A 26,176-nucleotide genomic window follows, 5' to 3' on the forward strand; every position below is an offset into this window, starting at 1 on the left:
CGCCGCACCTCTCAGCCGCCGTTCACCCACGGTAAGGCTGACGCACACCAATGTGGAGCATCGCGCAAAACCTTCGCATCGCCACGAAGCTGGCGGGAAGCGGCATCGTCGTGGTCGTCATGGTGACCGGGATGGCCATCGGCGGATACGAAGCCTTCAACACCATACGGTCCGACACCGGGCTGTCGCAACGGGCTGCAGTCGTGGCCGCGACCACGCAGGAGATCCAGGCGAAGTTCCAGGCGATCGCCTATGCCAATCTGGTCGTGGCGACCGCTGGCACGGAGGCGGACGTCGTCCGCTTCGCCGAAATGGGCGGTACGCAACGCGCGCAAAGCCTGGACCTGATCGACCGGATGGTGGAACTGGCCGTCCGCCCGGAACGCAAGGAGGCGCTGCGCGAAGCGCGCGGCATGTTCGTGCGCTACGGGGAGCTGAGCGACCAAGGGGTCGCGGCGCGACTGTCCTACCTCAAGTCCTTGAACCAGGGCTATCTTGCGCGCAAAGCCGAACTCGACCGCCTTTCAATTACCCACATCTGGCCGCGCGGCCGGTGATGGTGGCTTTTGGCCCGAACGCGGGGGACGCTGGACCTGTTGGCATCGAACGATGTTCGGGAGGCGCCGATGTCCAGGGGTCAAACGCATGGATCGAGGATGAACTTGCCAGCTGCAACTTTGCCGATGAGCGTCTGGGCCGGCGGCTGAGCACGTTGCTCGATCAGATGGCCGGGGCGATGGGCGACAGCATCCCCTTGGCCTGCCAGGACTGGGCCAACACCAAGGCGGCCTACCGGTTCTTCGCCAATGACCGGGTAAGCGAAGCGGATATTCTCGCCGGCCACTTCGACTCGACCCGCCAGCGGGTCGCCGCGACTACCGGCCCCCTCCTAGTCATTCAGGACACCACAGAGTTCTCCTTCCAGCGCGAGCATCCCGAGAAGATCGGCCAGACCGTCCGGGTGAACAGCGGTCAGGACCAGGAGGGCCGGTTTCGCATGCACACCGTGTGTGGGCTGCTAATGCACGCCAGTCTGGCGGTCACGACCGAAGGCCTGCCCCTGGGGCTTGGTGCGGTCAAGTTCTGGACCCGGACCAAGTTCAAGGGAACCGCCGCTCTCAAGAGGAAGATCAACCCGACGCGGGTTCCCATCGAGCAGAAAGAGAGTGTCCGCTGGCTGGAGAACCTGCGCCAGACCACGGAGCGGTTCGGCGATCCGACGCGCTGCATCCATGTCGGGGATCGCGAGAGCGACATCTACGAGCTGTTCTGCCTGGCTCAAGAACTGGGCACACATTTCCTGGTGCGGACCTGCGTTGACCGGCTTGCCCTGGGCGGCGATACGACCGTCGACGCCGTGATGGACGAGGTCGCCGTTCAAGGCGTGCATGCCGTTACCGTCCGGGATGGCAAGGGCCACGTCAGCACGGCGGAGGTCGAACTCACCTACCGCAGCTTGCGGATCCTGCCGCCGATCGGGAAGCAGAAGCGCTACCCGGCGCTCACCCTGACGGTCCTGCATGCCCGGGAACGTGAGGCGCCCGCCGACCGCCCGCGCATCGACTGGAAGCTCCTCACCGATCTCCCCGTCCTCTCGAACGGCGACGCCGTCGAGAAGCTCCGCTGGTATGCGGTAAGGTGGAAGATCGAGGTGTTTCACAAGATCCTGAAGTCAGGCTGCAAAGCCGAGGAGGCTCGCCTTCGAAGCGCCGACCGCTTGGTGAAGTTGATCGCCGTCTATTGCTTGGTGATCTGGCGGGTCTTCTGGCTGACGATGATCAACCGATCGGCGCCGGATGTCGATGCGGGGATCGTCTTCACCGATCGTGAGCAGGAGATCCTTGACTTCCTGATCCCCAACAAGGCTCCAACCCTGCCCGGCGGCAACACTCTGGGCATATATCTCACCAAAGTGGCCAAGCTCGGCGGTTATCTCGCCCGGGGCTGCGATCCCCCACCAGGGAACACCGTCATGTGGCGCGGCATGGCGCGCCTGATCGACATCACCTTGGGCTCGGAGATCGCGCCCCAGCTTGTGGGTAATTGAAAGGCTCACCGGATGCGTACCTTGGATATACACACGCCGTCCGTTTAAGGCGCGTTTCCCAGCCTTCAGAAAATTCAATAAGCACAGGTTGGGGTGTTCAGCACCCACCAGAACGCGAGAAGGTTTCTGCGTCTTGGATCCTGTTGCGGCGCCATGCTCGCAATGCCGCCTTGCTGGCGGCCAACCGCTCAAACGCTTGGAGCATGGTTGCCTCGCTGGATCTCAGGCGAGCCTCGGCCTTGTCCAAAACGTCAGTGGCACATGGGGCCAATTTGCGATACTGCGGCATGGTAGGCTGGTATATGGTCGTTCGATGACACACCGGGAACATTCGAACCTGGATCTTGTTGAAAGGCCATTCGTCTTCCGCGCTGATGATTGGTTCCTCTCCCACGAAAGGCCGCCCCTGCGGGCGGCCTTTCGGCTTCAACTTTCGTTGTAAGCTGGGTTGTCGGCATCGATGGCACCAGACAGACGCCTCCCCTGCCGCATGCGATCATCGACGCCCTGCTCCCCATAGCCTGCATCAGCGGCGTAGCCGTTGGAGTTCTGAAAACGCCCCATATGGCGGACGGCGCGAAATGCAAACGGGGAGCCGCCCTCCCGAAGAAGGGCGGCGGTTCGTTCCTACTCTGCCGCCGCCGGCAGGTCGTCCGGCTCGGCCTCAGCCTCGGGCGGCGCTTCGGGGCTGAACCGCATGGCGCCGGGAAGCCAGTCCCTGCCTTTCGCCTGCCAGTCCGGCGCCTCGTCGCCGGCATCGGCCGTGCGGGCGAAGTGCGCCGCCAGAGCGGTGACCAAACCGGACTTCTTGTAGTCCGACAGCCGGGCCATGGTGACCGTAGCGCCGCTCTCCACCGCGATGGCACAAAGCTGGGCACGGGTGCGCCCGCCGAGGAAGGTCTCGTCCGGCCGCCACCAGTCGCGCATGTCGGCGCCGAGGTCGCGCGCCACCCGGTTGAACAGGCCGTCGCCGTGGTCGATGGCATCCATGTCGCCTTGGCCGAAGGCGAGGATGGTCAGCAGCAGGTGCAGCCCGTCCAGATCCTCGTCGCTCAGCCGCTTGAGCCGCTCGTACAGGTCGGCGCCGTCCTTGTACTCGCCCACCAGCCGCTCCCACGCACCACGGCTGCGCGGCCCGTAGGCGGGTGCGTCGCCCTCGGCCGGTTCCAGGCCGAGCAGGCGCTCGAAGTAGACCGCTGCCGCCTCGACGGCGTCGTAGCTGCGGGGCCGGCCATCCTCGCCCGAGAACAGCGCCAGGGCCGGATGCGCCTCCACCGACACCCGGCCATGATGAGCATCGGCGCCCCGCATCAGCAGCACCACCGCCACCTCCTTCGCCGTGCGTCGGGCGGCGATCAGCAGCGTCTGCACGGCCAGCGTCTTGTGCCCAGCCATGTGGCGCACCAGCCAAGCCGGATACTCCGGCCGCTCCCGGCGCACCGCCAGGGGGCTCTCCCGCGTTTCAGCGACGACCGTCCTCTGCACCTCGTGGCGCACCAGCCCGTCCCGCACCTCGACCCGGCCGGCCGGCGTGAGGTTGATCACCACGCCGCCGCTCTCCCCATCCTGCGCCGCGCGGTAGTGCCACCACGGCGCCCCGTGCGTGTCGAACACGTCCACGAAGGCGGCGGTCTTCGAGTGCTCGGCCGCCATCTGCTCGACGGCCTGCCGCTGCAAGGCGTGGAACTGCTCGGCGTCGTCGAAGTAGGTCGCCTCGGCTTCCGCGAACAGGTCGGCGGTAAAGGTGCCGCCGTAGCGCTCCAGCGGGAACACCGCCATGGCGATGGAGGGCTTCTCCTCGACCAGACGGGCGCGGACATCGTCGGCGTCGTGCCAGATGCCGTCCTCGATGTCGGCGAGAATGCGCCGCTGCTGCTCGTGCGTGCCCAGCGTCAGCGCCTCGGCGATGCCGAGTCCGAGGCTGCCGTCGCGCACCGCCCGCTTGGCCTCGGCGCACAGCCCGGCCAGCGCCAGCCGGCGCTTGACGGTGGTGGTGCTCAAGCCCGTCTCTGCCGCTACGTCGTCCAGCGTGGCGCCCTTCTGAAGCAGCGCCGCGAAGCCGTCGGCCTCGTCGATGGCGTCCAAAGCCTCGCGCTGCACGTTCTCCACCAGGGCGATCCGCTGGGCGTCGGCCGGCTTCAGCCCGTGGCGCACCTCGACCGGCACCCGGTAATCGGCGCCGATCTCGCCCCGGCTCTCCAGCAGCTTCAAGGCCCGGTAGCGCCGCTCGCCGGTGACGACGCGGAAGCGGTCGCCCTTGAGGCACTTCACCACGAGGTTCTGGAGCACGCCGTCGGTTCGGATGGAGCGGGCCAACCCCTCGATGCCGTCGGGGTCGATCCGCTTGCGCGGGTTGGAGGTCGGCGGGAGAAGCTGGGACAGGGGAACGAGTTGGGTGCTCATGGTTCACTTCCCTCTCTTGAAGCTGCGAAGCAGCAGCAAGCCGCTGCTGCTTCCCGGGGCCGCGCGAGCGGTGGGTGAGTGGGGGGCGAGGGACGGCGCGCCGGGCCGGGCTGCGGAGCGAGGGGCACGGCCTTCGTGCCCTGAGCCGGCAGCCCTGCCCGGCAACAGGCGGCCCTCGCGGGGGAGAGAGCGGCAACGCCCTCTTTCCCCCGGCTTGAGCCGGTGCACGGCGCCGAGCCGGCGCCGGCTCCGAAGGTTCGGCGCCAGCCGGCAACATCATGCGCGAGGGATCGTCACCCGCATGGGCCGAGACGCGGCGTGCCGCGGCTCGGTGGCGCAGCCATAGAGCCCGGTCCGCAGGACGCGCCATCAAAACGGTCGCCCTCGCATCGGGTTGGCGGCGGGGGCGGCATCGTCCCGCATGCATCCGCGCGTCTTGCCTCCCTCCTTTACAATGCGTAAAGTGCCGTTCATGGCTCGCAAACGCAATCCCGACGACCTGAAGGCAATCGGCAACCGTCTGCGGGTGGCCCGTCTGGCGCTCGGCCTGACGCAGAAGGACCTTTACGAACCTCTGGGCGTGAAGGCGGCGACGTGGAATCACTGGGAGAGCGGCAAGCGTCTCCCGGATCCGTTGGCGATGGCACGCCTGAAAGAGCTGCACGGCATCACCACCGACTGGATCTTCACCGGCGACGGATCGGCGCTTCCCTTCTCTTTAGCAAGAACGCTCCTGGCGGCCGTGTCGTGATTCTGCGCGCGCGCCGTCCCAAGCGCTAGGCGGGGGCGGCCTTCACGCTTGCAGTTATACAGTGCGTCAAATAGAGTTCCACGGCGACGGTCGTGAAAGGCTGCTTTCGCCATGCGCCCCCATCCGACGGCCTCCGACGCTCCGGTTCCCTCCCGCGCGATGCGGGCGGCGGAGTATGTGCGAATGTCGACGGAGCACCAGCAGTATTCGACGGAAAACCAGGACGGCGCCATCCGCCAGTACGCCGCCCGGCGCGGCTTGGAGATCGTGCGGACCTACGCCGATGCCGGCAAGAGCGGGTTGGCCATCGACGGGCGCGAAGGCCTGCAACGCCTGATCGACGACGTGCAGAACGGTCGCGCCGACTATTCGGTAATCCTGGTCTACGACGTCAGCCGGTGGGGTCGCTTCCAGGATGCCGACGAGAGCGCCTACTACGAGTACCTGTGCCGGCGCGCCGGTGTCCAGGTCGAGTATTGCGCAGAGCCGTTCTCCAATGACGGCAGCATGGGTTCCGACCTGCAGAAGATGATCAAGCGCAAGATGGCCGGGGAGTACAGCCGGGAGCTGTCGCACAAGGTCTTTGCCGGCCAATGCCGCCTGATCGAGTTGGGGTTCCGCCAGGGCGGTCCTGCCGGGTACGGATTGCGCCGCCAGATGATCGGCCAGGACCGGCGCGCCAAATGCCTGCTGGGGCCTGGGGAGCGGAAGAGCCTGCAGACCGACCGGGTGATCCTCGTCCCCGGCCCCGACGACGAGGTCGAAACCGTCCGGCGGGTGTACCGGGCCTTTGTTCAGGAGCGGCGGTCCGAGACAGAGATCGCGGCCCTCCTCAACGCCGAAGGCAAGCGCACCGATTTCGGGCGTCCCTGGACACGGGGCACCGTTCATCAGTTGTTGAGCAACGAGAAGTACATCGGCGCCAACGTCTACAACCGCGTTTCCTGCAAGCTGAAGGGCAAGCGCGTCGTCAACCGGCCCGAGATGTGGATCCGGGCCGACGGGGCGTTCGCCCCCCTGGTCGATCCGCAGGTCTTCCAAGCGGCGCAGGCGCTCATCCTCGCACGCAGCCAGCGCCTGTCCGACCTGGAGATGCTGGAGCGGCTGAAAGTCCTACTCGCACACCAGGGGTATCTGTCCGGCCTCGTGATCGACGAATGCGAAGGCATGCCCTCCAGCAGTGCCTACCGGCACCGCTTCGGCAGCCTGGTGCGGGCCTATTCCCTGATCGGCTACCATCCTCGACGGGACTACCGGTACATCGAGATCAACCGCCGCCTCCGCGAGCTCCACCCGCGCGTCGTCGAGGATACCCTCGACCGCATCCGTCAGGTGGGCGGCCGCGTCGTGATCGATGCGCGCACCGACCTGCTGCGGATCAACGAGGAGTTCACCGTATCCCTGGTGCTGAGCCGCTGCCATGAGACCCCTGCCGGCGCCCGCCGCTGGGTGATCCGGCTCGATGCCGGCCTGCTGCCGGACGTCACCGTGGCGGTGCGCATGGCCCCCGGCGTCGAGAAGGTCCAGGATTACTATCTGCTTCCCGCCATCGACATGGTGGCGGCGAAGCTGCGCTTGGCGGAGGAGAACGGCACAGGCCTCGACGTCTACCGCTTCGGCGGCCTGGATGCCCTGATGACGATGGCGGAGCGTGTCCGCCTCAGGGAGGTGCCCGCATGAATCCACGAACGCCCACCACCGCGCACCACGTCGGCGGCCCGTCGGAGATCCAGCTCATCCCGATCGACCGCATCCGAGTTCTCAACCCGCGGAGCCGCAATCAGAAGGTGTTCGCCAGCCTCGTCGAGAGCATCGCCACCGTCGGCCTGAAGCGTCCCATCACGGTGACCGCAAGCGGCGCCGGCAACGGAGCACCGCTCTATGACCTCGTCTGTGGCCAGGGGCGGATGGAGGCGTTCAAAGTGCTCGGCGAGACGGCCATTCCGGCGGTGGTGGTCGAGGCCGACGAGGCGGATCTCTACCTCATCAGCCTGATCGAGAACCTGGCGCGCCGCAAGCATTCCAACCGGGATCTGCTCACCGCCGTGCGCGTGCTGGAAGAACGGGGCTACGGCGTCGGGAAGATCGCACAGAAGACCGGTCTCGACTCCAGCTACATCAACGGCATCCTCGTCCTGCTGAAAGCCGGCGAGGAGCGTCTCATCGCCGCCGTCGAGAAGGGCTGGCTGCCGATCAATCTGGCGTCCCAGATCGCCCGCGCGGGCGACGAAGAGATCCAGGTGGCGATGATGCAGGCCTACGAGACGGGGCTGCTGCGCGGCGAGCAGCTGATCCAGGTCCGCCGGCTGATCGACCGCCGGCGGGTGATGGGCAAGCAGTACGGACGCTGGGCGCCGAAGACCGACGTGCCGGTCACCCCGCGCAAGCTGCTTCAGACCTACCAGACGGAGGTTCGCCGGCGCAGCCTGCTGGTGAAGAAGGCCGAGATCGGCGAGCAGCGCCTCCTCTTCGTTGTGACGACGTTGCGCCGGCTCCTCGCGGACGAGCATTTCCGGACGCTTCTGCGGGCCGAGGGGATCGACGACCTGCCCAAGGTGCTGTCCGACCGGCTGCCGCGCGAGGCCCGGCCATGACCCAGGTCCAGAACGCTTTCGAAGGGACGACCATAACCCTCCCGGTCGAACGGATCCTGCCAACCCGTGCGCTGAGCAAGGACATCCGCTATTCGCCGAAGTACCGGACCATCCTGGCGTCGATTCGCGAGGTCGGCATCATCGAGCCTTTGGCCGTTCACCCGGAAAGCGCAGGAGCCGGCAAGAACGGATACTACATCCTGCTTGATGGCCATCTGCGGCTGGAAGCCCTGAAGGACCTGGGCGCGGCGGAGGCCGTCTGCCTGGTGTCCACCGACGACGAGGGCTTCACCTACAACCGGCGGATCAACCGGCTGAGCCCGATCCAGGAACACGTGATGATCTTGAGGGCGATCGAGAAGGGGCTGTCCCCGGAACGAATCGCACAGTCGCTCAACGTCAACGTCGACCGCATCCGCGAGCGTCAGCAGCTGCTCAACGGCATCGCCCCCGAGGTGGTCGAGATGCTGAAGAACAGGATGGTGAGCCAGGGCGTGTTTGCCCTGCTGCGCAAGATGAAGCCCATGCGCCAGATCGTGGCCGCCGAGATGATGATATCGGCCGGCCGCTTCACCGCCAGCTACGCGCGGATGCTCCTGGCCACCACGCGCCCCGACCAGCTGGTCGAGGGACGGAAGCCCAAACCCGCGAGCGGTGTCACTCCCGAGGACATAGCGCGCATGGAGCGGGAGATGGAAAAACTGTACCAGGATTATAAACTGGTGGAGGACACACTTGGCGAGACCATGCTGGTTCTGGTGGTCGCCAAGGGCTTCATGACCAAGCTGTTCAGCAACGCGGCCATCGCGGACTACCTCGACAAACACCATGCCGACATTGCCAAGGAACTGAGGCGGGTCATCGACGCGGTCGCCTCCGACATCCGCGCGCCGGAGCGCGAGTGAGCGTTCCTCGCGCCGCGCCGAGCCGCACGACGCTCGTCCGCGGCGGGCGGACTGCAGCCAGCGCTCCCCGCCCCGGCCAAACAGGGCACACCGCAACGGGCGGATCAGCGGCATGCACGGCCTTGGGGACAGCGGGGGCGCTGGTGGGCAAGCCATGGATTTCTTGCCCCCTGCACTCCGTCGGCAGAGTGCGCAGACGGCGCGGTCAGACCGTTGGCCGCTGGCAATGCCTCAGATTGGTGGCCGGAGCCAGTATGGGTTGGAGGGAGACCGCCCCCTCGCTTTGGCCAGTGCCGCGGGAGCGGACGCTTACCGGTCCGATCAAGGAGGATTGTCGAACAGATCGCCTTGACCGTCCGCTGCATCACCTCTTCCTGGACGCTTGTCATCGGACGGGCGAGGCGCGCCGGCAAGCTCAGCCTCAGCCAGCTGGAAACCGTCGACAAAGATGGCCAGCATCTCGGCCTTCCGTTCGGGCGTGATGCGCGGGATGTCGCGCGCATCAATCAATGTCAGTCTGCGCGGCGCCTTTGGCTTTGGTGCGCTGAAATCCAGAATGGTGAAACGGGCCGCTTCGAGATCAGGATCCTGCAGCAGCAGTTCCTCAACCATCGTGACGAAGAGCGCCAGCGTCTCATCTTTCAGCGGGTTGCTCCGCCAGAAGCTGAACCATGGGAAATGGATTTGGCCGCCAACGCCATAGATCAACGGCGGATCAAACGGAACCAAGAGATCGCGGCCGACCGGGTAGAAGCGTCGATCAACCGCCTGCACAAAGCTCGGGTTCACCCCGTCAAAATAGTCGCGAATCAATGGCAAGATGCTGAGCAGATTGCTCTGCACTCTTTCCCGCTTAACGCCGCGCCTGATCCCTTCGACGATTTGCTCGTAGCTCTGGCGAAGAACCAATAAATCATGGATTGCGCTATACAGCGGCTTGTAGGTGAAATTGGGAGGATCCAATGCGAGCGCGACCAGAACGCGCTTTACCCCCATCGAGGTTGCCCGCCAATTGCGAGCAAGGTGCTGGAGGGAGGGCACGCGGAGCTTGGTCATACGGATCCTGACTATTGGATGGAGTATGGCGATGGTACCTTCGAATAATACGCGATAATGCGGTCGTCGCCAATCTTCATTCCAGGATTGACGCTTCCCTGATGATTCCAGACCTCGTCCCAGGGGCTCCCCTTGGCATGGCTCAGCTCAACCAAATCGCCCGCGCGGAGGCGGCTATAAAAATCCACCGTCTGCTTCAGCAACTCCTCCGTATCACGGTCAAACGCATATCTTACGATGCGCCGCCTTCCGGTGTCGGGATCAATTTCCGTCGCCCTCCCTTGAATGGGTTGGCGGTCGAAAGCTTTGAATTCACGATATAAGTATTGCAATACTGGACCATACTGCCAAGCTTCGAATTGATGCTTAACGAGCGGACGACCCAATTCGACGAGAGACCAGACGTGGCAAAAATATACGATCTTCTGCAAGGCAAGGTTAGTAACCTCGCGGTCTCGTTGCTCACAAAAATCGAGGATAAAATTTGCGACTGCTCTGCCGTCGAAACTCATGATCCTGCGCCCATATTCCTGCTACGTTCTGCCGAACTTCCGCTGATGCGCCGAGGAGCTCACTTGGCACTCGCTGACGCTGCCGGGACTTATGCCGCAATCCGCTGCTCGGTGCTCCTCAAATCATAAGTTTCTTCCCTCGCTTCTGGCGGCCTCGAAGGCACCCTGGCAAGTTTGCCATTTTCGTGGGCTTTCCGGTCTTGCCCTGCCTGGATATAGGCGCGTGGTGCACTGGGCCGCGAGCGCGCCTCGTGCTACACAGGTGGTGTCGCATGCGTGTTCGTCCAGGCAAACGACGAGTGGATGGCAGACCGCGCCCGACTCGGCTTCGAAAAGGGAGGAAGCTTCGCCCTTGCCGGCATCAGGGCGGAACCCGCACCCTGGAAGCACAGGCGTAGGCAGAGTCTCCCCCTCCCTGCCATCCGGCCTCGCCCGGACATCTCCGCTTCCCGGCGCGGGACCTCGCTTAGTGGGTTCATGGACGACCCGGATTGAGAATCAACGTCATGGCTGGCCCGGAGTATTGAAGGGATGGACCGGACTGCCGTGGCCGGCGACTCGGACGCGCCGAAATCGATCCGGCGCCGGCCATCCGTTGCCGATCATTCTCATCAGCCGTCGACCGTCTCGTGCGCCGGCCCTCCACGGGCGCCGCCACGCTTCGTCCCGGGCGGCAACGCACGGTTGGAACCGGCTCGATGCCGGAACGGACGGTAGTTCCCGATCCTCGTCCGGGACGTATACCGGCCGTCGTCATAGCCGGGCGGCTTGTCATCGGCCACCTGGATGACATTCGTCGCTCCGATGGGGTCGGCACCCGGTACGGCGGGCGGAGTTGGTGGAGGCGCTGACGGGGACTCCGCCGGCTTGGCGGAAGGCCGGCGGCCAGCAAGGACATCCTTTCGGCGTTCCGCCACCGCCTCGGCTGCGAACCGGATGGGATCGTCCTCGGTGTGCACGTAGCGCATGAACATGGTCACCGTCTTGTGGGCGGTCAGGGCCATGCCGACCTTCACTGGCACACCGGAGTTGGCGATGTCCGTCGCGGCCCGGTGGCGGATCCCGTGGGTGCCGATGTGCGGGAGGCCCGCCCGTTTCAGGATGCGCTTCCACCCGTGATAATAGGTGTTTTTGCTCATGGGCTTGGTGGGATCAAAGATGGACGGACAGACGTAGGGAGATCCCTCCAGGCGCGGAGCGGCTTCAAGGATGCGGAGCGCTTCCGCACTGATCGGCTTCGACATTCCACCGGTCTTGCTGTCGGGCCAGACGACGCGGCGGTTCTGAAGATCGACCCACGACCATTCGAGCTGCACGATCTCCGACATGCGGGCCGCGAACTCGAACTGCAACCGGATGGCAAGGGTAAGAAAGGGGTGTTCCAGCCCCTCGGCGTCCGCCCGGTCCAAATATGCGTACAGGATTCGGAGCTCGGCGTCCGTGATCAGCCGGGTCCTGCCGCGCTCGGGGTACTTGGGGACGTGGCGGCAGGGGTTGGAGCCGTCCGGCCGGTAACCCCAGACCTCAGCCATGTTGAACATCTTGCGCAGGAAGCCGAGCACCCGGTTCGCGTTGACCGGCGACCGCTCCATGCGCTTCATCAGCGCGGTGACGTCGGCGCGGGTCACCTCTGCCACCTTCAGGTGCCCAAGCGCCGGGAAGATATGGGTCCGGACGTACCCACGGTTGGTGCGGACAGTCCCCGGCTTGTTCCGGGTTTCGGAGTAGTCGCGAATGAACTGCTCGCACAGTTCTTTGATGGTGGGCGCCTTCCGGGCGGCGCTTCGCTCGGCGCTCGGATCGCCACCCTTGCGCACCTCGGCCAGCCAGTTCTGGGCGATGGCGCGGGCCTGCTCGACGGTGATCTCCCCGAAACGTCCAATGGCGGGCTTGCGGCGCTGGCCGTTGCCGGTGGTGTATTGCACCATGAAGATCTTCCGACCGAGCGGTGTGACCTTCAGAAGAAAGCCCGGTATGATCGTGTCCCGGAGTTCGTAGTCCTTGTCCTTGGGGGCGGCGGTATCGACGGCGGTCTTGGTGAGCTTCAGCTTCGGCATCCTACCCTCCGGCAGGCCGGATTTCAGGAGCAGCATAGGAGCGGCCGGAAATCCAGCGATGGCATAGTTCCGGCTAGGACAGGATGAGAGCCCGACCGCAAAAATCCAGGAGGATCAAGGCATTATCGAGCAATATCGCAGAGCCGGATAGGAATAGGATAACCTCGGTTGAACGGCTCAAAATCCACCGGCCGCAAGGTCTTAGGGGTTCGATTCCCCTCTCTCGCACCAATTCCCCTACAGCCGCTGCGGGCTTGTTCTAAAGTCCAATTAGGCGGCGAAGCTCCCGCTCCTATGATGCGCCGCATCGACGTCCGCGGCGCCCGGCATCCTGGGGACCGGCCGCGGGTCATCGGCACCGGGAGCCTTTTCCATGACCATCACCAAATCCACCGCCGCGAAATCCGCCATCCTCGCGCTCGTCGCCGGCACCCTGCTCGCCTCCGGCACGGCGCTCGCCCAGGGCGGCGGCCCGACGCCCAAGACCGCGGAAGAAGCCGCCGGCAAGCAGGTGTTCCACCAGTGCGCGGCCTGCCATTCGCTGGACAGCAGCAAGAACGCCTTCGGCCCCAGCCTGTACAACGTCGTCGGCCGCAAGGCCGGAAGCATCCCGCGCTTCGACTATTCGGACGCGCTGAAGGCCTCCAACATCACCTGGACGGAGGACAGCCTGCGCCAGTGGATCGCCGGCAACGACAAGTTCGTCCCCGGGACCCGCATGCGCCACGTCGCCATCACCGACCGGGCCGAGCAGGACTATCTGATCGCCTTCCTGAAGTCGCTGAAGCAGTGACGGCCGCTCGCCGGGACACGCTCACCGATCGGCCACCGGCAGCGGCTTGGCCTCTTCGGTGGGCAGCCCGGCCTCGGCCCAGCCGTCCATCCCGTCGCGGAACCAGTAGACCCGGCGGTAGCCCATCGCCAGCGCGCGCTTCGCCGCGTTCCACGACATCCAGCAGTCGGCCAGGCAGTAGAACATCAGCCCGCGGCCGCGGTCGCCCTTGGTCAGAGCCTCCAGGCGGCCGCGGAAGTAGCCTTCCAGTTCCGGTGTCAGGGCGCCCAGACCGACGTTGGGCAGCCAGACGCCGCCGGGAATTTGCGGAAAGGGCTTCGCGACGATCCAGGGGCCGCCGGGCAGCGTGCTGCGGTCGAGCTTCAGGACATTGACCGGAAGGACCTCGCCCGCCTCCACCAGCGCGCGGGCCCGGGCGGTGTCCACCGTGACCGCCCCCGGCAGCCCGGCCGGCGTCGGGGAACGGTAGTCGGTCATGCGGTAGCCGTCCGGGATCGGGGCCGGTTCCGCCGCCAGCGCCGCGCCCGACAGGAACGCCAGCAGAAGCGCCGTCCCGGCGCCGCGTGTCAGCCCCCGCATCCCGCTTCTCCCTCCGTTTTTTCTTGTCGCCCCACGAAATCGCCGGGGTCCGGAAGGGTCAAGTTGCCCGATAGTCGAATACCGGGGGGTGGGAAGCGGACCCTATCCTTGTCCCCCGACGTCACGCGCGACCGACTGTCGCTGAACCGGTTGTCCTGCCGATGCCCAACTTGCAAAAGATGGCCGGAAATACCATCATCAGGCTTGGGAGAACGGGGAGCCTAGGCCCCGCCCTCCCAGCCCGATCCCTACCGGTTCAGGAGATCAAGGATCGCCTTGACCACCTGGAGCAGCAGGATCAGGAGCGTCAGGATTTTCTCCATCCTCGACATCTCCTTGTTGCGTGGCACGGGCGGTGGCCGATCCGCCGCCCTGTCCACCGCGCAACTGTGACGCGACCCACTCCGCACACATACGCAATTTTTGTCGCAGGGGTTCGCCCATGCGCCTGATGCTCCTCGCCCGGATTTTTGCGGCCCTGATCCTTCTGGTGGTGAGCATCGCCGGACCGGCGGGTGCCGCCGGGAAGCCGACGGTGACCGTCGGCGTGCTGAAGTTCGGCACGGTCAGCTGGGAGCTGGACGTCATCCGGCAGCACCGCCTGGACGAGGCCGCGGGGTTCGAGCTGAAGCTCGTGGAACTGGCCGGCAGCCAGGCGACGCAGGTGGCCTTGCAGGCCGGGTCGGTGGACCTGATCGCCAGCGACTGGCTGTGGGTGGCGCGCCAGCGCGCGGCCGGCGCCGACCTGACCTTCATCCCCCATTCCGCCGCGGTCGGTGCGCTGGTGGTGCCGGCGGACTCAGCCATCCGCAGCGTGGGCGACCTGCGCGGCAAGCGCATCGGCGTGGCCGGCACGCCCATCGACAAGAGCTGGCTGCTGCTGAAGGCGCTGGCCCGCGACCGCTACCAGCTGGACCTGAACGCGGAGGCCAAGCCGACCTACGCCGCCCCGCCGCTGCTGAACCAGAAGATCGCGGCGGGGGAGCTGGACGCCGCGCTGAACTTCTGGCCCTACGCCGCCCGGCTGGAAGCCGCGGGCATGCGCCCGGTCATCGGGGTCGGGGAGATGATGCGGCAGCTGGGCCTTGCCACCGACGTGCCGGCGGTCGGCTACGTCTTCCACGAGACCTGGGCCCGGACTAAGCCGGAGGTCCTCGCGGGCTTCGTTGCCGCGTCGGCCAAGGCGAAGGAAATCATGGCCCGCTCCGACGCGGAGTGGGAGCGGCTGCGCCCGCTGATGCAGGCGGAGGACGAGGCGACCTGGCGCGCCTTGCGCGACCATTTCCGCGCCGGCATCCCCAAGCGCTGGACGGAGGAGGAGCGCGCGGGTGCCGCGACGCTCTACGCCCTGATGGCGTCGCTGGGCGGGCGTGACCTGGTCGGCGACGCGGCCACCCTGCCCGACGGCACCTTCTGGCCGGCGGTCCGCTTCTGATGCCGACACTGCGGCGCCACCTCGTCGTTCTCTGGCCCATCCTGTCGCTGGCGCTGCTGGTGGGGCTGTGGGCGTTGGCCGCCGACCTGGCATCCAGCCGCGCCCTGCCCGGTCCCGCCGCCGTGTTTGAGGCGCTGGTCCGCGAGGCGTCGAGCGGCGCGCTGTTCCACCACCTGGGCGTCACGCTGGCGCGCATGGCCGCGGCCTTCGTGATCGCCATGTCCGTGGGCTCGGCGCTGGGCATCCTGCTCGGCCGCTCCGCGGCTGCGGACCGGCTGTTCGGGCCGTGGCTGACCGTGTTCCTGAACATCCCGGCGCTGGTCGTGATCGTGCTGGCCTATGTCTGGTTCGGCCTGACCGAGGCGGCGGCCATCGGCGCCGTCGCGGTCAACAAGATCCCCAACGCGACCGTCGTCCTGCGCGAAGGGGCGCGCGCCATCGACGAGCAGTATGTGGAGATGGCGCGGACCTTCCGCATGGCGCGGTCCGACGTGCTGCGCCACGTCATCCTGCCCCAGCTCACCCCCTACTTCGCCGCGGCGGCGCGGTCCGGCCTGGCGCTGATCTGGAAGATCGTGCTGGTGGTCGAGCTGCTTGGCCGCAGCGACGGGGTGGGGTTCCAGATCAACCTGTACTTCCAGATGTTCGATGTGGCCGGCATTCTTGCGTACACCGTCGCCTTCGTGGCCGTCGTCCAACTCCTCGAGCTGTGCGTCCTGCAACCCGTCGAAAGCCGGCTCACCCGCTGGCGGCCGGTGCGCGCTGAGGCTTGAGATCCGCGCCAAGCGGTTCGCCGAGCGGGAGGCCATCCGCGGCCTGACGCTGGAGGCGCTGCCGGCCGAGTTCGTGGCGCTGGTCGGCCCCAGCGGCTGCGGCAAGACCACGACGCTGAACATCGCCGCCGGCCTGGACCGCGCCTTCGAAGGGTCGGTGGAGTTCGGCGGGCGGGAACCGGTGCTGGGCTACGTCTTCCAGAACCCGCGGCTGCTGCCCTGGCGCACGGTGCGGCAGAACGTGGCGCTGGTGCTGCCCAAGGCGTTGCGCGGCGGCCCGCTGGTGGACGAGTGGCTGGCCGCCATGGACCTGACGGGCGTCGCCGACGAATACCCGACCCGCCTGTCGGTCGGCATGGCCCGCCGGGTGGCGCTGGCCCGCGCCTTCGTCGTGCAGCCGGACCTGCTGCTGATGGACGAGCCGTTCGTCTCCTTGGACGAGCCGACGGCGCAGCGCCTGCGCGCCCTGCTCGCCGCGACGCTGGAACGGCGCCCCGCCACCGTGCTGTTCGTCACCCACAACCTGCGCGAGGCGATCCAACTCGCCGACCGCATCCTGGTGATGGCGCCGCGCCCGACGCGGGTAGTGGCCGAGGTGCCGATCCCCGTTCCGCGCGGCGCGCGTGACGACGCCATGGTGGAGTCCTTCCGGGCCGACCTGCTGGCCCGCCCGGAAGCGGCGTTCCGGGTGCTGGCATAGCGAACGCTGTTGGGTTGCGGCTGCGCCTCCACCCAACCTACGGGCCCTTTGGAAATCCGCACCAAACTGTGAACCAGCTCACACCCGCGCGGACGGGCAGTGCCCATGATGTCCGGCGGAGGTGATCATGCGAACCCTGATCCTGCCTTTCCTTCTGCTGGGCGCCGCCACGGCCCTCTTATCGGGACCGGCGCAGGCCGGCGAAATCGTCATCCTCGATTCCGGCAGCCGGCACCGCGGCGACCGGGCGCGGGATCCGGTCCTGTTCACGGATCCGCTCGGCGGGTCCATCATCATCCTGGAGCGGCCCAGCCGTGACGAAGAGTTGGGGCGGCGCGACCCCGGACTGGAGGCGCGGCGGGCGTCGCGCAAGGCTAGCGTCCTGCGGCGCAGCAAGGACCAGCCGCTGCCGAGTTTCGACGAGGAGTTCTTCGACGCGCCGCTGTTCCTGGACAGCACGGTGCCCTTCGGGCTCGGCCGCGGCGATCCCGGACGCGAAGCGGCGCGCGCCGCCGCCGACGCACGCCGCATGAGGCTGGAGAAGCAGTAACTTAAATCCCGAATCGGGCCCTTTCGAGCTGCAGGCGGTTGGCGAAGACCACCGCCTGGGTCCGGCTGTAGACCTTCAGCTTCTGCAGGATCGCCGAGACGTGCGCCTTCACCGTGGTTTCGGTGATGTTCAGCTCGTAGGCGATTTCCTTGTTCAGCTTGCCGGTTCCCAGCATCTCCAGCACGCGAAGCTGCTGCGCCGTCAGGGTGGACAGGCGGCGCGCGATCTCCGCCGTCTCGTCGTCCTCGGCCGCCGCGTCCTCCTCCACCGACTCCGGCAGGTAGACCTCACCGGCCAGGATGCGGCGGAGCGCACCGGCGATGGCGTCGCGCGGGGTCGATTTGGGGATGAAGCCGGCCGCGCCATAACGCACCGCCTCCAGCATCACCTTGCGGTCCTCGTGCGCGGAGACGACGGCGATGGGGATGGCCGGGAACTGCCGGCGCAAGGCCACCAGCCCGGTCAGGCCGTTCATGCCCGGCATGTTGAGGTCGAGCAGGACGAGGTCCAGCTCCCCCTTCGCGGCCAGGGTGGTGACGACGTCGTCCAGGCAGCCGGCCTCGTGGATTTCCTGCGCCTGGCAGGAATAGAGGACGGCGCTGCGCAGGGCGTCGCGAACCAGCGGATGGTCGTCCGCAATCAGAATTCTGCTCATGGCGTGGTTACCACGCTCATCGTTTCGGGGGCGTTTCCTTCCGCCATGATGCCGAACGTCTCAACAATACGCAAGCCGATGAACGATATTTGATCAAAGAATTCGGTCATGCGAAATTTCGTTTCGGTCCCATTCCATTCCAAGCGCAAAGAAAAAGGCGGGCCGAACGCTTCGACCCGCCTCCTTCTGGTCATACCAGCGCGTGGATCAGGCCTTCGGCAGCTTGAAGACCCACAGCGAGCCGCCCTGGTTGATGTCCTTGACCAGCTTGGCCACGTCGCCGCCCCACAGCGGGACCGCACCGCCCCAGCCGGAGACCACGGCCACATACTGCTCGCCGTCCTGCTCCCAGGTCACGGGCGAGCCGACGACGCCGGAGCCGGTGTTGAAGTGCCAGACCTCCTTGCCCGACTTGGCGTCGAAGGCCTTCAGGTAGCCTTCCGGCGTGCCGGTGAAGACGAGGTTGCCGGCGGTGGTCAGCACGCCGCCCCACAGCGGGGCCGGGTTCTTGTACTCCCACACGATCTTGCCGGTCTTCGGGTCGATCGCGCGCAAGGCACCGATGTAGTCGTTGTAGAGCGGCTTGATGGTGAAGCCGGCACCCAGGTAGGCCGCACCCTTCTTGTAGGTGATCGGCTCGTTCCAGATGTCCATGCCCCACTCGTTGGCCGGGACGTAGAACAGGTCGGTCGCCGGGCTGTAGGCCATCGGCATCCAGTTCTTCGCACCCAGGAAGGCCGGGGCCGCGAAGACCGACTTGCCCTTCTCCGCCGCCTCGGGCGCGCCCGGACGGTTCTCGTCGACATAGACCGGGCGGCCGGTCTTCAGGTCGATCTCCTTCGCCCAGGTAATCTTGGTGACGAAGGGCGAGGCGTTGATCAGCTTACCGTTGGTGCGGTCGAGCACGTAGAAGAAGCCGTTGCGGTCGGCCTTCGCGCCGGCCTTGATGACCTGCCCGTCCTTCTTCAGGTCGAAGGAGACCAGTTCGTTCACGCCGTCGAAGTCCCAGCCGTCGTGCGGCGTGGTCTGGTAGTGCCACTTGATCTCGCCGTTGGCCGGGTCGATGGCCAGCGTGGAGGAGGTGTAGAGGTTGTCGCCCGGACGCAGGTGCGAGTTCCAGGGCGCCGGGTTGCCGGTGCCGAAGAACAGCATCTTGGTCTCCGGGTCGTAGGTGCCGCCCAGCCAGGTGGCGCCGCCGCCGGTCTTGTACAGGTCGCCCGACCAGCTGGCGTTCAGCTTGCCGGTCATGGTCGATTCCTTGCCGTTGAGGGTGCCCATGTTGCCCTCGACGGTCGGACGGGTCCAGATCAGCTCGCCCGTCTCGGCATCGCGCGCTTCCACCGCGCCGACGACGCCGAACTCACCGCCGGAGTTGCCGGTGATGATCTTGCCGTCGACGATCAGCGGCGCCGCGGTGGCCGAGAAGCCGGCCTGGTAGTCGGCGATCTTCTTCGACCAGACGACCTTGCCGGTGTCCTTGTTCAGCGCGACCAGCCGGGCGTCGAGCGTCGCGAAATAGACCTTGTCCTTGTAGATGGCCGCGCCACGGTTCACCACGTCGCAGCAGGGCATGATGCCTTCCGGCAGGCGGTGGTCGTACTGCCACTTCTTCTGGCCGGTCTTGGCGTCCACCGCGTAGAGGCGCGAGTAGGAGCCGGTGACGTAGATGGTGCCGTCGTGGACGATGGGCTGCGCCTCCTGCCCGCGCTGCTTCTCACCGCCGAAGGAGAAGGACCACACCGGGATGAGCCCCTTGACCGTGTCCGGCGTCAGCTTGTCCAGCGGGCTGAAGCGCTGGGCCTGGAGCCCCATGCCGTAGGTCAGGACGTCGCCCGTCGACTTGGCGTCGTTCAGGAGGTCGTCGTTGCTCGGACCTTCGGCGGCGCCCGCCGCAGTGGACAGTCCAAGAGTGGACAGGCCGAGGCCGGCCGCCATCGCGCTGGCCAGCAGGCAGGTGCGGAAGAGACGCTTCATGGTGCGGATACCTCCCAGGGAAATTGGCAAACGAACCGTGGGGCGAACCGAGGGCGTTTGCCCCTCCAGGCCGCCCAAGCCCGGCTTTTTTCTGCAAAGTTCGGCGGATGACGCGGCGCTGTGCTGCACCGCGAAGCCCATATGCTTTCAACTGTAGGGCAGTCTATCGGCGGTCCGGAATCGGTCCATTGGCAAATAGTAGGATGGGCGGTCGGGTTTGCTGTGCTTGCCCCCGTTTTCATTATTGGACGAAAGACAAGACCTTCCCTTTACGTCATCCCCGCGCAGGCGCTACGGTATGCACACATCTCGCGGATGCGATAATGCATTGAGCAGCATGGAAAAAGCCCCTCTCCCCTTGGGGGAGAGGGGTTGGGGTGAGGGGTCGTTACGGGCGGCAGCCCGGAGAAAATCTCAAACCCGGCCGCGGTGGATGGTTCCGGCCGGCCTGTGGCCGGCGCCACCCTCACCCCAAACCCGTGAAGCTTATGGACGCCTTCGGCCTCCTCCAGCTTCACCCCCTCAAGGGAGAGGGGCTTTTCCTCCACTGTATCAGCCACTTACCGCAATGGCGAAATGTGTGCATACCGTAGCGCGCAGGCGGGGATCCAGGGCCACTCGGGAACCTGTCGGGTTGCCCTGGATTCCCGCCTGCGCGGGAATGACGTGAAGGAACGATGCGGGGTTAGTTCACCCGCGGCAGGGCGGCCTGCTCGATCCGGGGCCAGAGGTGGGCGACGGAGCGCTGGTACTCCTCGCGCAGGACGCCCAGGGACTGGAACCGGTCGGGAATCGGCAGGTTCAGGGCGTCCGCCATGTCGGCGCCGGCCTCCGCCCGCTCCCGCAGGGTGCGGTCGAGCCAGATCAGCCAGTCGCGGGTCTGGGCGATGGCCGCCTTGTCCGCGCGGACGCGGCCGTGGTTCGGCACCAGCACGGCGACGTCCAGCGCCTCCAGTTCGTCCAACTCTTTCAGCCACTTGGCGACGTCGGCGTGCGGCGTGGTCGGCGTTCGGTCGGAGAAGACGACCCCGCCCGCGAACAGCACGCGCGTCGTCTCGTCATAGACGGCGAGGTCGGCGGCGGTGTGGCCCTCCAGCGGGATCAACCGCAGCCGGTGCGAGCCGTAGACGACGGTGGAGCCGTAGACGGCCTCCGTCGGGACCACCGGCTCCGTGCCGCGCATCCAGTCGCCGACGAGGCGGTACATGTTCTCCGTCATGCCCTTGCCTTCGGCCTTGATGCCTTCGATGGTGCCGGGCAAGGCTGCGATGGGCACGTCGGCGAAGGCCTGGTTGCCCAGCCAGTAGTCGGGATGCAGGTTCCCGATGAAGACCTTCCGGATGGGCTTGTCGGTGACCGTGCGGATCGCCGCCCGCATCTCCTCCCCGAAACGGCGGGAGGGGCCGGACTGGATGACGATCACCCCGGCGTCCGTGACGATGAAGCCGGGGTTCAGGATGTTGCCGCCGTTGGCGCGGGTGAAATGCTCCCGCGTGCCCTCGAAGACGTAGGTGTCCGGGGCGATTTGAACCGGCTTCAGTCCGTAGGTCAGCGAGCCGGCGGCCCAGCCGGGCGCGGCGATCAGGATGAGCAGAAAGGATAAGAGCGCCCTCGTTGCCCCAATTGTCATGGCAGGGACCCTTGCGTCCAGGGGAGCGGGATGGCGGCCTCGATCTCGCCGCCCTGGGTGTCGCGGCCGACCAGCTTCAGCGCGCGGGACGCGGCACCGGGCGTCACGTCGAGCGTGAAGACGGGGTTCTCGCTGACCGGCTCCAGCACGTCGATCCGGGCCAGCTCCGCGCCGTCCGAATCGCGCAGGCTGAGCTTTTCGATGAAATAGGCCGGGATGCCGGCGATCAGCCCATTGTCCATGGGGTGGCGCACGCGGAAGCGGACGCGGGCGGTCTTGTCGTCTCCTGACGGAGGCCAGGCGCGGGCCTGCACCTCGCCCACATGGTCGGCCCAGTCCTTGGCGGCGTAGGTGACGGGCGGCGCCGTGCAGCCGCCGCCGGCCGCGTCCACCACACGGCCCCCGATGTGCCAGACGCCGTCCGGCGTGCGCGCGGCGGCGCGGACCGGGGTCGCCTGCTGCACCCGGATGCGCGTGCCGACGACCGGCTTCGCGGCCACGGGGTGGTAGCGCAGCACGACGGGAAAGGGGTTGAGGTCGGAGATCAGCACCATCTCCTCCACCCGGCCAAGGGCGGAGGCGTCGGCCAGCACCGGCACGGCGGTCGCATCCTCCGCGTTGGCCGGGGCGGTGACGATGACGCGGTCGTCGAAGGTGATGGGGGCACTGCCGAACAGCTCCGGGCGGAGCGCGTCCCACATGACGGAGGCCAGGGGGTCGGGGGGATCCGTCGCGGCGGCAAGGGCTGGGGCGGATAGAGCCGCGATGATGCTTGCGGCGATGAGAAGCCTCGGCATTCCTGGTTTTCCTCCCCTCTTTTTACTTTTTGCCCCCTCCCCAACCCTCCCCCGCTTCGCGGGAGAGGGGGCTTAGATCCCCTCCACCGCCGACGGCGGGGGAGGGCTAGGGAGGGGGCATCCGCGCCCTACTCCGTCGGAATGGCGTTGTGCGTCACCCCGTATTTCCCGAACACGCCCGCCACCGTGCCGTCCTCCAGCAGGGCGGCGACGATGTCGCCCACGGCGTAGGCGAGGTCGCGGGAGTTGTCCTTCACCGCCAGGCCGATGTCCCAGCTGGACGTCATCATGCCGGGGAAGGTCACGGGCGTGACGGGAAAGTTCTTCACCCGCTCGCCCAGTGCGGCCTCGACCTGGCTCTGCGTCGCGACCACCGCGGCGACCTCGCCCTTTTCCAGGGCGGCGACGGCGAGCGGGATGGTCATGTAGTGCACCACCCGGTCGCGCAGGCGGCCGCCGAAGGCGCCGAGCAGGAAGAAGTCGGGGATGCTGTCGATCTCCACCCCCACCGGCTCGTCCGGCAGGGCGGCCAGCATCGGCTGGGTCATGCGCATGGGGTTGCGGGCCAGCGCGAAATGCTCCCGCTGGTAGGGGGCGAACAGCACGGCCTCCGGGTTGCGCAGGCCGAACTCCTTCTCGTAGGGGACATGCATCATGATGTCCGCCACGCCGCCGCCGAGGTAATGGCCCTTCCACACGGCGTTGCGCAGGTCGTCGGCGACCGTCTCGCCGGCCGTCAGCTCCATATACTCGATCCCGACGCCGAGCCGCTCGGCGATGGTGCGGGCAAGGTCCACGTCCACCCCCACCAGCGTGCCGTCGCGGTGGAAGGAGAACGGCGGGTTGTCGCGATAGACCGCGACCCGCAGGCGTCCGGCCGCCGTGACGTCGTCCAACGGACGCGCGCCGGCGCGCCGGGGGATCGCCCCGGCGGCCAGCGCTGCTGCGGAAAAGCTGAGAAGTTGGCGTCGCGTGAGGTCCGTCATTCCTGATGCACCGTCTCCAGCCAGGACCGGATCGCCCACAGGGCTTCCTGCCCCAGGGCCTCGCCGAACTTCGGCATGTAGGTCACGCCGTTGCGGATCGAGCCGTTGGTCACCCGCTCCTTGAACCACTCGTCGCCGACGTCGCCGGGCTCCAGGTAGCGCAGGTCCGGGGCGATGCCGCCGGAGACGGCGCCCAGCCCATGGCAGCGCGCGCAGTTCTGGTTGAAGGCGGAGGCGCCGATCTCGATGGCGCGGGGGTTGCCGCGGTAGGGATTGGCGTCGCGCCACGCTTCGCCCAGCTTGTCCAGGCCGGTGGTGTCGACCGCCTGGGGCGTCACGTCGCCATGGGCGAAGGCCACGGCCGAGGCGGCCGCGATACCGCCGAACAGGAGACCAGCGGCCGTGAGCCGGAGAAGCCGAACGTTCATGGTGGGCGTCCTCTTTCCAAACCTTGCGGGTGTTTTTTCGATGCCCCGGAGCATACCGGCGGTGCGCCCACCCAATAATTGGACTTTGGTAGCAACCATGCGCCGCACGCCCGTCCGGCGTCCCATTTCCTCCGCTTCAGCGCCCGCCATTGGACGAAAGTTGCATTACCGGCGGCAGCCCGCCGGGGCTACCCTGTGATCCCGAAACACAGGCGAGTGCCAAGCCCGCGATGCGTTTCATTCCGTTGGTCTCCTCCCTACTGGCCGGGTGGCTTCTCGCCACGCCGGCCGCTTTTTCCCAAGAGCCTGCGACCGTCCGCATCGCCTACCTGACCCAGGCGATGGAACGCCCGCCCGCCCTGTCCAACCTGGACAGCCCGCCCGACGACGAGGGCATCGCCGGCGCCCGGCAGGCGATCTCCGACAACGACACCACCGGCCGCTTCCTCCGCCAAAAGTTCGAGCTGGAGACGGTGACCGTCCCGGAGGACGGCGACCCCGCGCAGGCGCTGCGCGACCTGGCCGCTAAGGGGCAGCGCATCGTCGTGCTTGATCTTCCGGGAGAGACGCCGGGCACGCTCGCCCGGCTGCCGGAGGCGGCGAACCTGCTGCTGTTCGACGCGGGCTCCAGCGACGACAGCCTGCGCAACGCGCTGTGCGCGCCCAACCTGCTGCACACCATGCCGAGCCGCGCCATGCTGGCCGACGCGCTGGCCCAGTATCTGGCGGTGAAGCGCTGGACCAAGTGGCTGCTGGTGGTCGGCACCCGGCCGGAGGACAAGCTCTACGCCGCCGCCATCAAGCGCGCCGCCAAGCGCTTCGGCGCCGAGGTGGTGGAGGAGAAGGCGTGGAGCGAGGACCACGACGCCCGCCGCACCGCGCAGGCCGAAATCCCGGTCTTCACCCAGGGCAAGCGCTACGACGTGCTGGTCGTGGCGGACGAGATCGGCGACTTCGGCGACTACGTCATGTACCGCACCTGGGACCCGCGGCCGGTGGCCGGCACCCAGGGCCTCGTCCCCACCAACTGGCACCGCGCGCATGAGAGCTGGGGGGCAGCACAGCTGCAATCCCGCTTCCGAACCGCCTTCGGGCGGACCATGCTGCCGCGCGACCACGCGGTCTGGGCCGCAGTCCGCGCGGTGGGCGAGGCGGCGACGCGCACCCGCAGCACCGACCCGGCGTCGCTGATGGCCTACATCAAGGGGCCGGACTTCACGCTGGCCGGCTTCAAGGGCGTGCCGCTGTCCTTCCGCCCCTGGGACGGGCAGCTGCGCCAGCCCATCCTGCTGGCGGCCGACCGGTCGCTCGTCTCCGTCTCGCCGCAGGAGGGATTCCTGCACCCCAAGACCGAACTCGACACGCTGGGCCACGACCAGCCCGAAACCGGCTGCCGCCCGCGCTGAAAGGACGCCCGACCGCCATGACGATCCGCCGTACCCTGCTGCCCTCCGTGATTCTTGGGGCCTCCCTGCTTGCCGGCTGTGCGCTTCCCGCCCTGGCCGACACCGTCTATGTGTCGAACGAGAAGGACAACACCCTGTCCATCATCGACAGCGCGACGCTGGAGGTGACGGACACGGTTAAGGTCGGCCGCCGCCCGCGCGGCATCACGCTGAGCGCCGACGGATCGCAGCTCTACATCTGCGCCAGCGACGACGACGCGGTGCAGGTGATGGACCTGAAGACCAGGCAGATCATCCACAACCTGCCCTCGGGCAAGGATCCGGAGCAGTTCGCCCTGTCGCCGGACGGCAAGCTGCTGTTCATCGCCAACGAGGACAACAACGTCGTCACGGTCGTGGACGTCGTCGCGCGCAAGGTCGCCTTCCAGGTGGACGTCGGCGTGGAGCCGGAGGGCATGGCCGTCAGCCCCGACGGCAAGTGGGCGGTCAACACGTCGGAAACCACGAACATGGTCCATTGGATCGACGTGGAAAAGCAGGCGGTGGTGGACAACACGCTGGTGGACGCCCGCCCGCGCTACAGCCGCTTCACCAAGGACGGCCGCCAGCTGTGGGTGACGTCGGAGGTCGGCGGCACGCTGGCGATCATCGACACGGCCAGCCGGCAGGTGCAGAAGACCATCCGCTTCAAGATCAAGGGCGTCGCCCAGGACCGCATCCAGCCCGTGGGCATCCGCCTGACCGCCGACGGCCGCTACGCCTTCGTGGCGCTCGGCCCCGCCAACCACGTCGCGGTGGTGGACGCGAAGACCTTCGAGGTGAAGGATTATCTGCTGGTCGGCCGTCGCGTCTGGCAGATGGCCCTGTCGCCGGACGAAAAGCGCCTCTACGCCACCAACGGCGTGTCCGGCGACGTGTCGGTGATCGACGTGGAGGCGTTGAAGGTGCTGAAGTCCGTGAAGGTCGGGCGCTATCCCTGGGGCGTGGCGGTGAAGGGGTGATGGGGATGACAATTCTTGCCCGCGCTCTTTCCCCCTCTCCCCTCTGGGGAGAGGGTCGGGGTGAGGGGGTCCCGCCATCTTGCGGCGTCCGGCAGAAGCGCAACCCCCTCACCCTAACCCTCTCCCCGGAGGGGAGAGGGGATT

The 26,176-nt window shown here is 67.0% G+C and carries 24 protein-coding genes; 13 read left to right on the top strand and 11 right to left on the bottom strand.

Features of this window, described 5'->3' with window-relative positions:
- Positions 1-50 precede the first annotated feature (50 nt).
- Together J2851_RS13780 and J2851_RS13785 are read left to right on the top strand one after the other, a co-directional pair.
- Complete coding sequence (locus J2851_RS13780; protein WP_209766864.1) at positions 51-557, top strand: hypothetical protein; 507 nt, start codon at positions 51-53, stop codon at positions 555-557.
- The gene (locus tag J2851_RS13785) at positions 557-2,047 is read left to right on the top strand and encodes an IS4 family transposase (protein ID WP_209766865.1); all 1,491 of its coding nucleotides are present in this window, start codon (positions 557-559) and stop codon (positions 2,045-2,047) included. Before J2851_RS13780 ends, J2851_RS13785 begins: the two co-directional genes overlap by 1 nt.
- Before the next feature lie 627 nt (positions 2,048-2,674).
- Here the strand turns inward: J2851_RS13785 and J2851_RS13790 are convergent.
- Positions 2,675-4,450 carry a ParB/RepB/Spo0J family partition protein gene (locus J2851_RS13790; protein WP_209766866.1) on the bottom strand — a complete coding sequence of 592 codons (1,776 nt, stop codon included), beginning with the start codon at positions 4,448-4,450 and terminating at the stop codon, positions 2,675-2,677.
- A gap of 472 nt (positions 4,451-4,922) precedes the next feature.
- On the opposite strand from J2851_RS13790, the gene J2851_RS13795 reads away from it, so the two are divergent.
- From J2851_RS13795 to J2851_RS13810, 4 genes are all read left to right on the top strand, one after another.
- Positions 4,923-5,201 carry a helix-turn-helix domain-containing protein gene (locus J2851_RS13795; protein WP_209766867.1) on the top strand — a complete coding sequence of 93 codons (279 nt, stop codon included), beginning with the start codon at positions 4,923-4,925 and terminating at the stop codon, positions 5,199-5,201.
- Between the two features lie 159 nt (positions 5,202-5,360).
- Positions 5,361-6,881, top strand: coding sequence for a recombinase family protein (locus tag J2851_RS13800; RefSeq protein ID WP_281416028.1), 1,521 nt, complete (start codon positions 5,361-5,363; stop codon positions 6,879-6,881).
- A complete protein-coding gene (locus J2851_RS13805; RefSeq protein ID WP_209766869.1) occupies positions 6,878-7,795 on the top strand; it encodes a plasmid partitioning protein RepB C-terminal domain-containing protein in 918 nt (305 codons plus the stop codon). The genes J2851_RS13800 and J2851_RS13805 overlap by 4 nt, the downstream gene beginning before the upstream one ends.
- Positions 7,792-8,700: a plasmid partitioning protein RepB C-terminal domain-containing protein gene (locus J2851_RS13810; protein WP_209766870.1), complete on the top strand. Its 909-nt coding sequence runs from the start codon at positions 7,792-7,794 to the stop codon at positions 8,698-8,700. Before J2851_RS13805 ends, J2851_RS13810 begins: the two co-directional genes overlap by 4 nt.
- A gap of 321 nt (positions 8,701-9,021) precedes the next feature.
- On the opposite strand, the gene J2851_RS13815 is transcribed toward J2851_RS13810, so the two are convergent.
- From J2851_RS13815 to J2851_RS13825, 3 genes are all read right to left on the bottom strand, one after another.
- A complete protein-coding gene (locus tag J2851_RS13815; protein WP_209766871.1) occupies positions 9,022-9,756 on the bottom strand; it encodes a hypothetical protein in 735 nt (244 codons plus the stop codon).
- Positions 9,757-9,767: 11 nt separating this feature from the next.
- Positions 9,768-10,268 carry a Panacea domain-containing protein gene (locus J2851_RS13820; RefSeq protein ID WP_209766872.1) on the bottom strand — a complete coding sequence of 167 codons (501 nt, stop codon included), beginning with the start codon at positions 10,266-10,268 and terminating at the stop codon, positions 9,768-9,770.
- A gap of 611 nt (positions 10,269-10,879) precedes the next feature.
- Entirely contained in the window at positions 10,880-12,325 is a 1,446-nt protein-coding gene (locus tag J2851_RS13825) for a tyrosine-type recombinase/integrase (protein WP_209766873.1), read from the bottom strand.
- Between the two features lie 373 nt (positions 12,326-12,698).
- Here J2851_RS13825 and J2851_RS13830 point away from each other — a divergent pair, with 373 nt between their 5' ends.
- Positions 12,699-13,118, top strand: coding sequence for a c-type cytochrome (locus tag J2851_RS13830; protein WP_209766874.1), 420 nt, complete (start codon positions 12,699-12,701; stop codon positions 13,116-13,118).
- A 21-nt stretch (positions 13,119-13,139) separates the two neighbouring features.
- Here the strand turns inward: J2851_RS13830 and J2851_RS13835 are convergent, their stop codons facing one another.
- The gene (locus J2851_RS13835; protein WP_209766875.1) at positions 13,140-13,697 is read right to left on the bottom strand and encodes a rhodanese-like domain-containing protein; all 558 of its coding nucleotides are present in this window, start codon (positions 13,695-13,697) and stop codon (positions 13,140-13,142) included.
- 442 nt (positions 13,698-14,139) lie between these two features.
- On the opposite strand from J2851_RS13835, the gene J2851_RS13840 reads away from it, so the two are divergent.
- From J2851_RS13840 to J2851_RS13855, 4 genes are all read left to right on the top strand, one after another.
- Positions 14,140-15,132 (top strand): ABC transporter substrate-binding protein, encoded by a 993-nt coding sequence (locus tag J2851_RS13840; protein ID WP_209766876.1) that lies wholly within the window; start codon positions 14,140-14,142, stop codon positions 15,130-15,132.
- The gene (locus J2851_RS13845; RefSeq protein WP_209766877.1) at positions 15,132-15,905 is read left to right on the top strand and encodes an ABC transporter permease; all 774 of its coding nucleotides are present in this window, start codon (positions 15,132-15,134) and stop codon (positions 15,903-15,905) included. Before J2851_RS13840 ends, J2851_RS13845 begins: the two co-directional genes overlap by 1 nt.
- On the top strand, positions 15,796-16,605 hold the full coding sequence (locus J2851_RS13850; protein ID WP_209766878.1) for an ABC transporter ATP-binding protein: 810 nt from the start codon (positions 15,796-15,798) through the stop codon (positions 16,603-16,605). Before J2851_RS13845 ends, J2851_RS13850 begins: the two co-directional genes overlap by 110 nt.
- Before the next feature lie 127 nt (positions 16,606-16,732).
- A complete protein-coding gene (locus J2851_RS13855) occupies positions 16,733-17,155 on the top strand; it encodes a hypothetical protein (protein WP_209766879.1) in 423 nt (140 codons plus the stop codon).
- 1 nt (position 17,156) lies between these two features.
- Here J2851_RS13855 and J2851_RS13860 read toward each other — a convergent pair whose 3' ends face one another.
- The 6 genes from J2851_RS13860 to pedF form a co-directional block, all read right to left on the bottom strand.
- The gene (locus J2851_RS13860; RefSeq protein WP_209766880.1) at positions 17,157-17,810 is read right to left on the bottom strand and encodes a response regulator; all 654 of its coding nucleotides are present in this window, start codon (positions 17,808-17,810) and stop codon (positions 17,157-17,159) included.
- Between the two features lie 207 nt (positions 17,811-18,017).
- Positions 18,018-19,784 (bottom strand): methanol/ethanol family PQQ-dependent dehydrogenase, encoded by a 1,767-nt coding sequence (locus J2851_RS13865; RefSeq protein WP_209766881.1) that lies wholly within the window; start codon positions 19,782-19,784, stop codon positions 18,018-18,020.
- A gap of 685 nt (positions 19,785-20,469) precedes the next feature.
- Positions 20,470-21,414 (bottom strand): quinoprotein relay system zinc metallohydrolase 1, encoded by a 945-nt coding sequence (locus J2851_RS13870; protein WP_209766882.1) that lies wholly within the window; start codon positions 21,412-21,414, stop codon positions 20,470-20,472.
- A complete protein-coding gene (locus tag J2851_RS13875) occupies positions 21,411-22,211 on the bottom strand; it encodes a quinoprotein dehydrogenase-associated SoxYZ-like carrier (RefSeq protein ID WP_209766883.1) in 801 nt (266 codons plus the stop codon). Before J2851_RS13875 ends, J2851_RS13870 begins: the two co-directional genes overlap by 4 nt.
- A gap of 128 nt (positions 22,212-22,339) precedes the next feature.
- Positions 22,340-23,197, bottom strand: a complete 858-nt coding sequence (locus J2851_RS13880) for a substrate-binding periplasmic protein (protein ID WP_209766884.1) — start codon at positions 23,195-23,197, stop codon at positions 22,340-22,342.
- Positions 23,194-23,625, bottom strand: a complete 432-nt coding sequence (pedF, locus tag J2851_RS13885) for a cytochrome c-550 PedF (protein WP_209766885.1) — start codon at positions 23,623-23,625, stop codon at positions 23,194-23,196. The genes J2851_RS13880 and pedF overlap by 4 nt, the downstream gene beginning before the upstream one ends.
- A gap of 230 nt (positions 23,626-23,855) precedes the next feature.
- On the opposite strand from pedF, the gene J2851_RS13890 reads away from it, so the two are divergent.
- On the top strand, positions 23,856-25,031 hold the full coding sequence (locus J2851_RS13890; RefSeq protein ID WP_209766886.1) for an ABC transporter substrate-binding protein: 1,176 nt from the start codon (positions 23,856-23,858) through the stop codon (positions 25,029-25,031).
- 17 nt (positions 25,032-25,048) lie between these two features.
- Complete coding sequence (locus J2851_RS13895; RefSeq protein WP_209766887.1) at positions 25,049-26,032, top strand: YVTN family beta-propeller repeat protein; 984 nt, start codon at positions 25,049-25,051, stop codon at positions 26,030-26,032.
- Positions 26,033-26,176 lie beyond the last annotated feature (144 nt).

Source organism: Azospirillum rugosum, assembly GCF_017876155.1.
Lineage (GTDB): Bacteria > Pseudomonadota > Alphaproteobacteria > Azospirillales > Azospirillaceae > Azospirillum > Azospirillum rugosum.

Excerpts from the sequence above, each read along its gene's own strand:
- J2851_RS13780 (WP_209766864.1), top strand. The coding sequence starts at position 51 with ATGTGGAGCATCGCGCAAAACCTTCGCATCGCCACGAAGCTGGCGGGA.
- J2851_RS13785 (WP_209766865.1), top strand. The coding sequence starts at position 557 with ATGGTGGCTTTTGGCCCGAACGCGGGGGACGCTGGACCTGTTGGCATC.
- J2851_RS13790 (WP_209766866.1), bottom strand. The coding sequence starts at position 4,450 with ATGAGCACCCAACTCGTTCCCCTGTCCCAGCTTCTCCCGCCGACCTCC.
- J2851_RS13795 (WP_209766867.1), top strand. The coding sequence starts at position 4,923 with ATGGCTCGCAAACGCAATCCCGACGACCTGAAGGCAATCGGCAACCGT.
- J2851_RS13800 (WP_281416028.1), top strand. The coding sequence starts at position 5,361 with ATGCGGGCGGCGGAGTATGTGCGAATGTCGACGGAGCACCAGCAGTAT.
- J2851_RS13805 (WP_209766869.1), top strand. The coding sequence starts at position 6,878 with ATGAATCCACGAACGCCCACCACCGCGCACCACGTCGGCGGCCCGTCG.
- J2851_RS13810 (WP_209766870.1), top strand. The coding sequence starts at position 7,792 with ATGACCCAGGTCCAGAACGCTTTCGAAGGGACGACCATAACCCTCCCG.
- J2851_RS13815 (WP_209766871.1), bottom strand. The coding sequence starts at position 9,756 with ATGACCAAGCTCCGCGTGCCCTCCCTCCAGCACCTTGCTCGCAATTGG.
- J2851_RS13820 (WP_209766872.1), bottom strand. The coding sequence starts at position 10,268 with ATGAGTTTCGACGGCAGAGCAGTCGCAAATTTTATCCTCGATTTTTGT.
- J2851_RS13825 (WP_209766873.1), bottom strand. The coding sequence starts at position 12,325 with ATGCCGAAGCTGAAGCTCACCAAGACCGCCGTCGATACCGCCGCCCCC.
- J2851_RS13830 (WP_209766874.1), top strand. The coding sequence starts at position 12,699 with ATGACCATCACCAAATCCACCGCCGCGAAATCCGCCATCCTCGCGCTC.
- J2851_RS13835 (WP_209766875.1), bottom strand. The coding sequence starts at position 13,697 with ATGCGGGGGCTGACACGCGGCGCCGGGACGGCGCTTCTGCTGGCGTTC.
- J2851_RS13840 (WP_209766876.1), top strand. The coding sequence starts at position 14,140 with ATGCGCCTGATGCTCCTCGCCCGGATTTTTGCGGCCCTGATCCTTCTG.
- J2851_RS13845 (WP_209766877.1), top strand. The coding sequence starts at position 15,132 with ATGCCGACACTGCGGCGCCACCTCGTCGTTCTCTGGCCCATCCTGTCG.
- J2851_RS13855 (WP_209766879.1), top strand. The coding sequence starts at position 16,733 with ATGCGAACCCTGATCCTGCCTTTCCTTCTGCTGGGCGCCGCCACGGCC.
- J2851_RS13860 (WP_209766880.1), bottom strand. The coding sequence starts at position 17,810 with ATGAGCAGAATTCTGATTGCGGACGACCATCCGCTGGTTCGCGACGCC.
- J2851_RS13865 (WP_209766881.1), bottom strand. The coding sequence starts at position 19,784 with ATGAAGCGTCTCTTCCGCACCTGCCTGCTGGCCAGCGCGATGGCGGCC.
- J2851_RS13870 (WP_209766882.1), bottom strand. The coding sequence starts at position 21,414 with ATGACAATTGGGGCAACGAGGGCGCTCTTATCCTTTCTGCTCATCCTG.
- J2851_RS13875 (WP_209766883.1), bottom strand. The coding sequence starts at position 22,211 with ATGCCGAGGCTTCTCATCGCCGCAAGCATCATCGCGGCTCTATCCGCC.
- J2851_RS13880 (WP_209766884.1), bottom strand. The coding sequence starts at position 23,197 with ATGACGGACCTCACGCGACGCCAACTTCTCAGCTTTTCCGCAGCAGCG.
- pedF (WP_209766885.1), bottom strand. The coding sequence starts at position 23,625 with ATGAACGTTCGGCTTCTCCGGCTCACGGCCGCTGGTCTCCTGTTCGGC.
- J2851_RS13890 (WP_209766886.1), top strand. The coding sequence starts at position 23,856 with ATGCGTTTCATTCCGTTGGTCTCCTCCCTACTGGCCGGGTGGCTTCTC.
- J2851_RS13895 (WP_209766887.1), top strand. The coding sequence starts at position 25,049 with ATGACGATCCGCCGTACCCTGCTGCCCTCCGTGATTCTTGGGGCCTCC.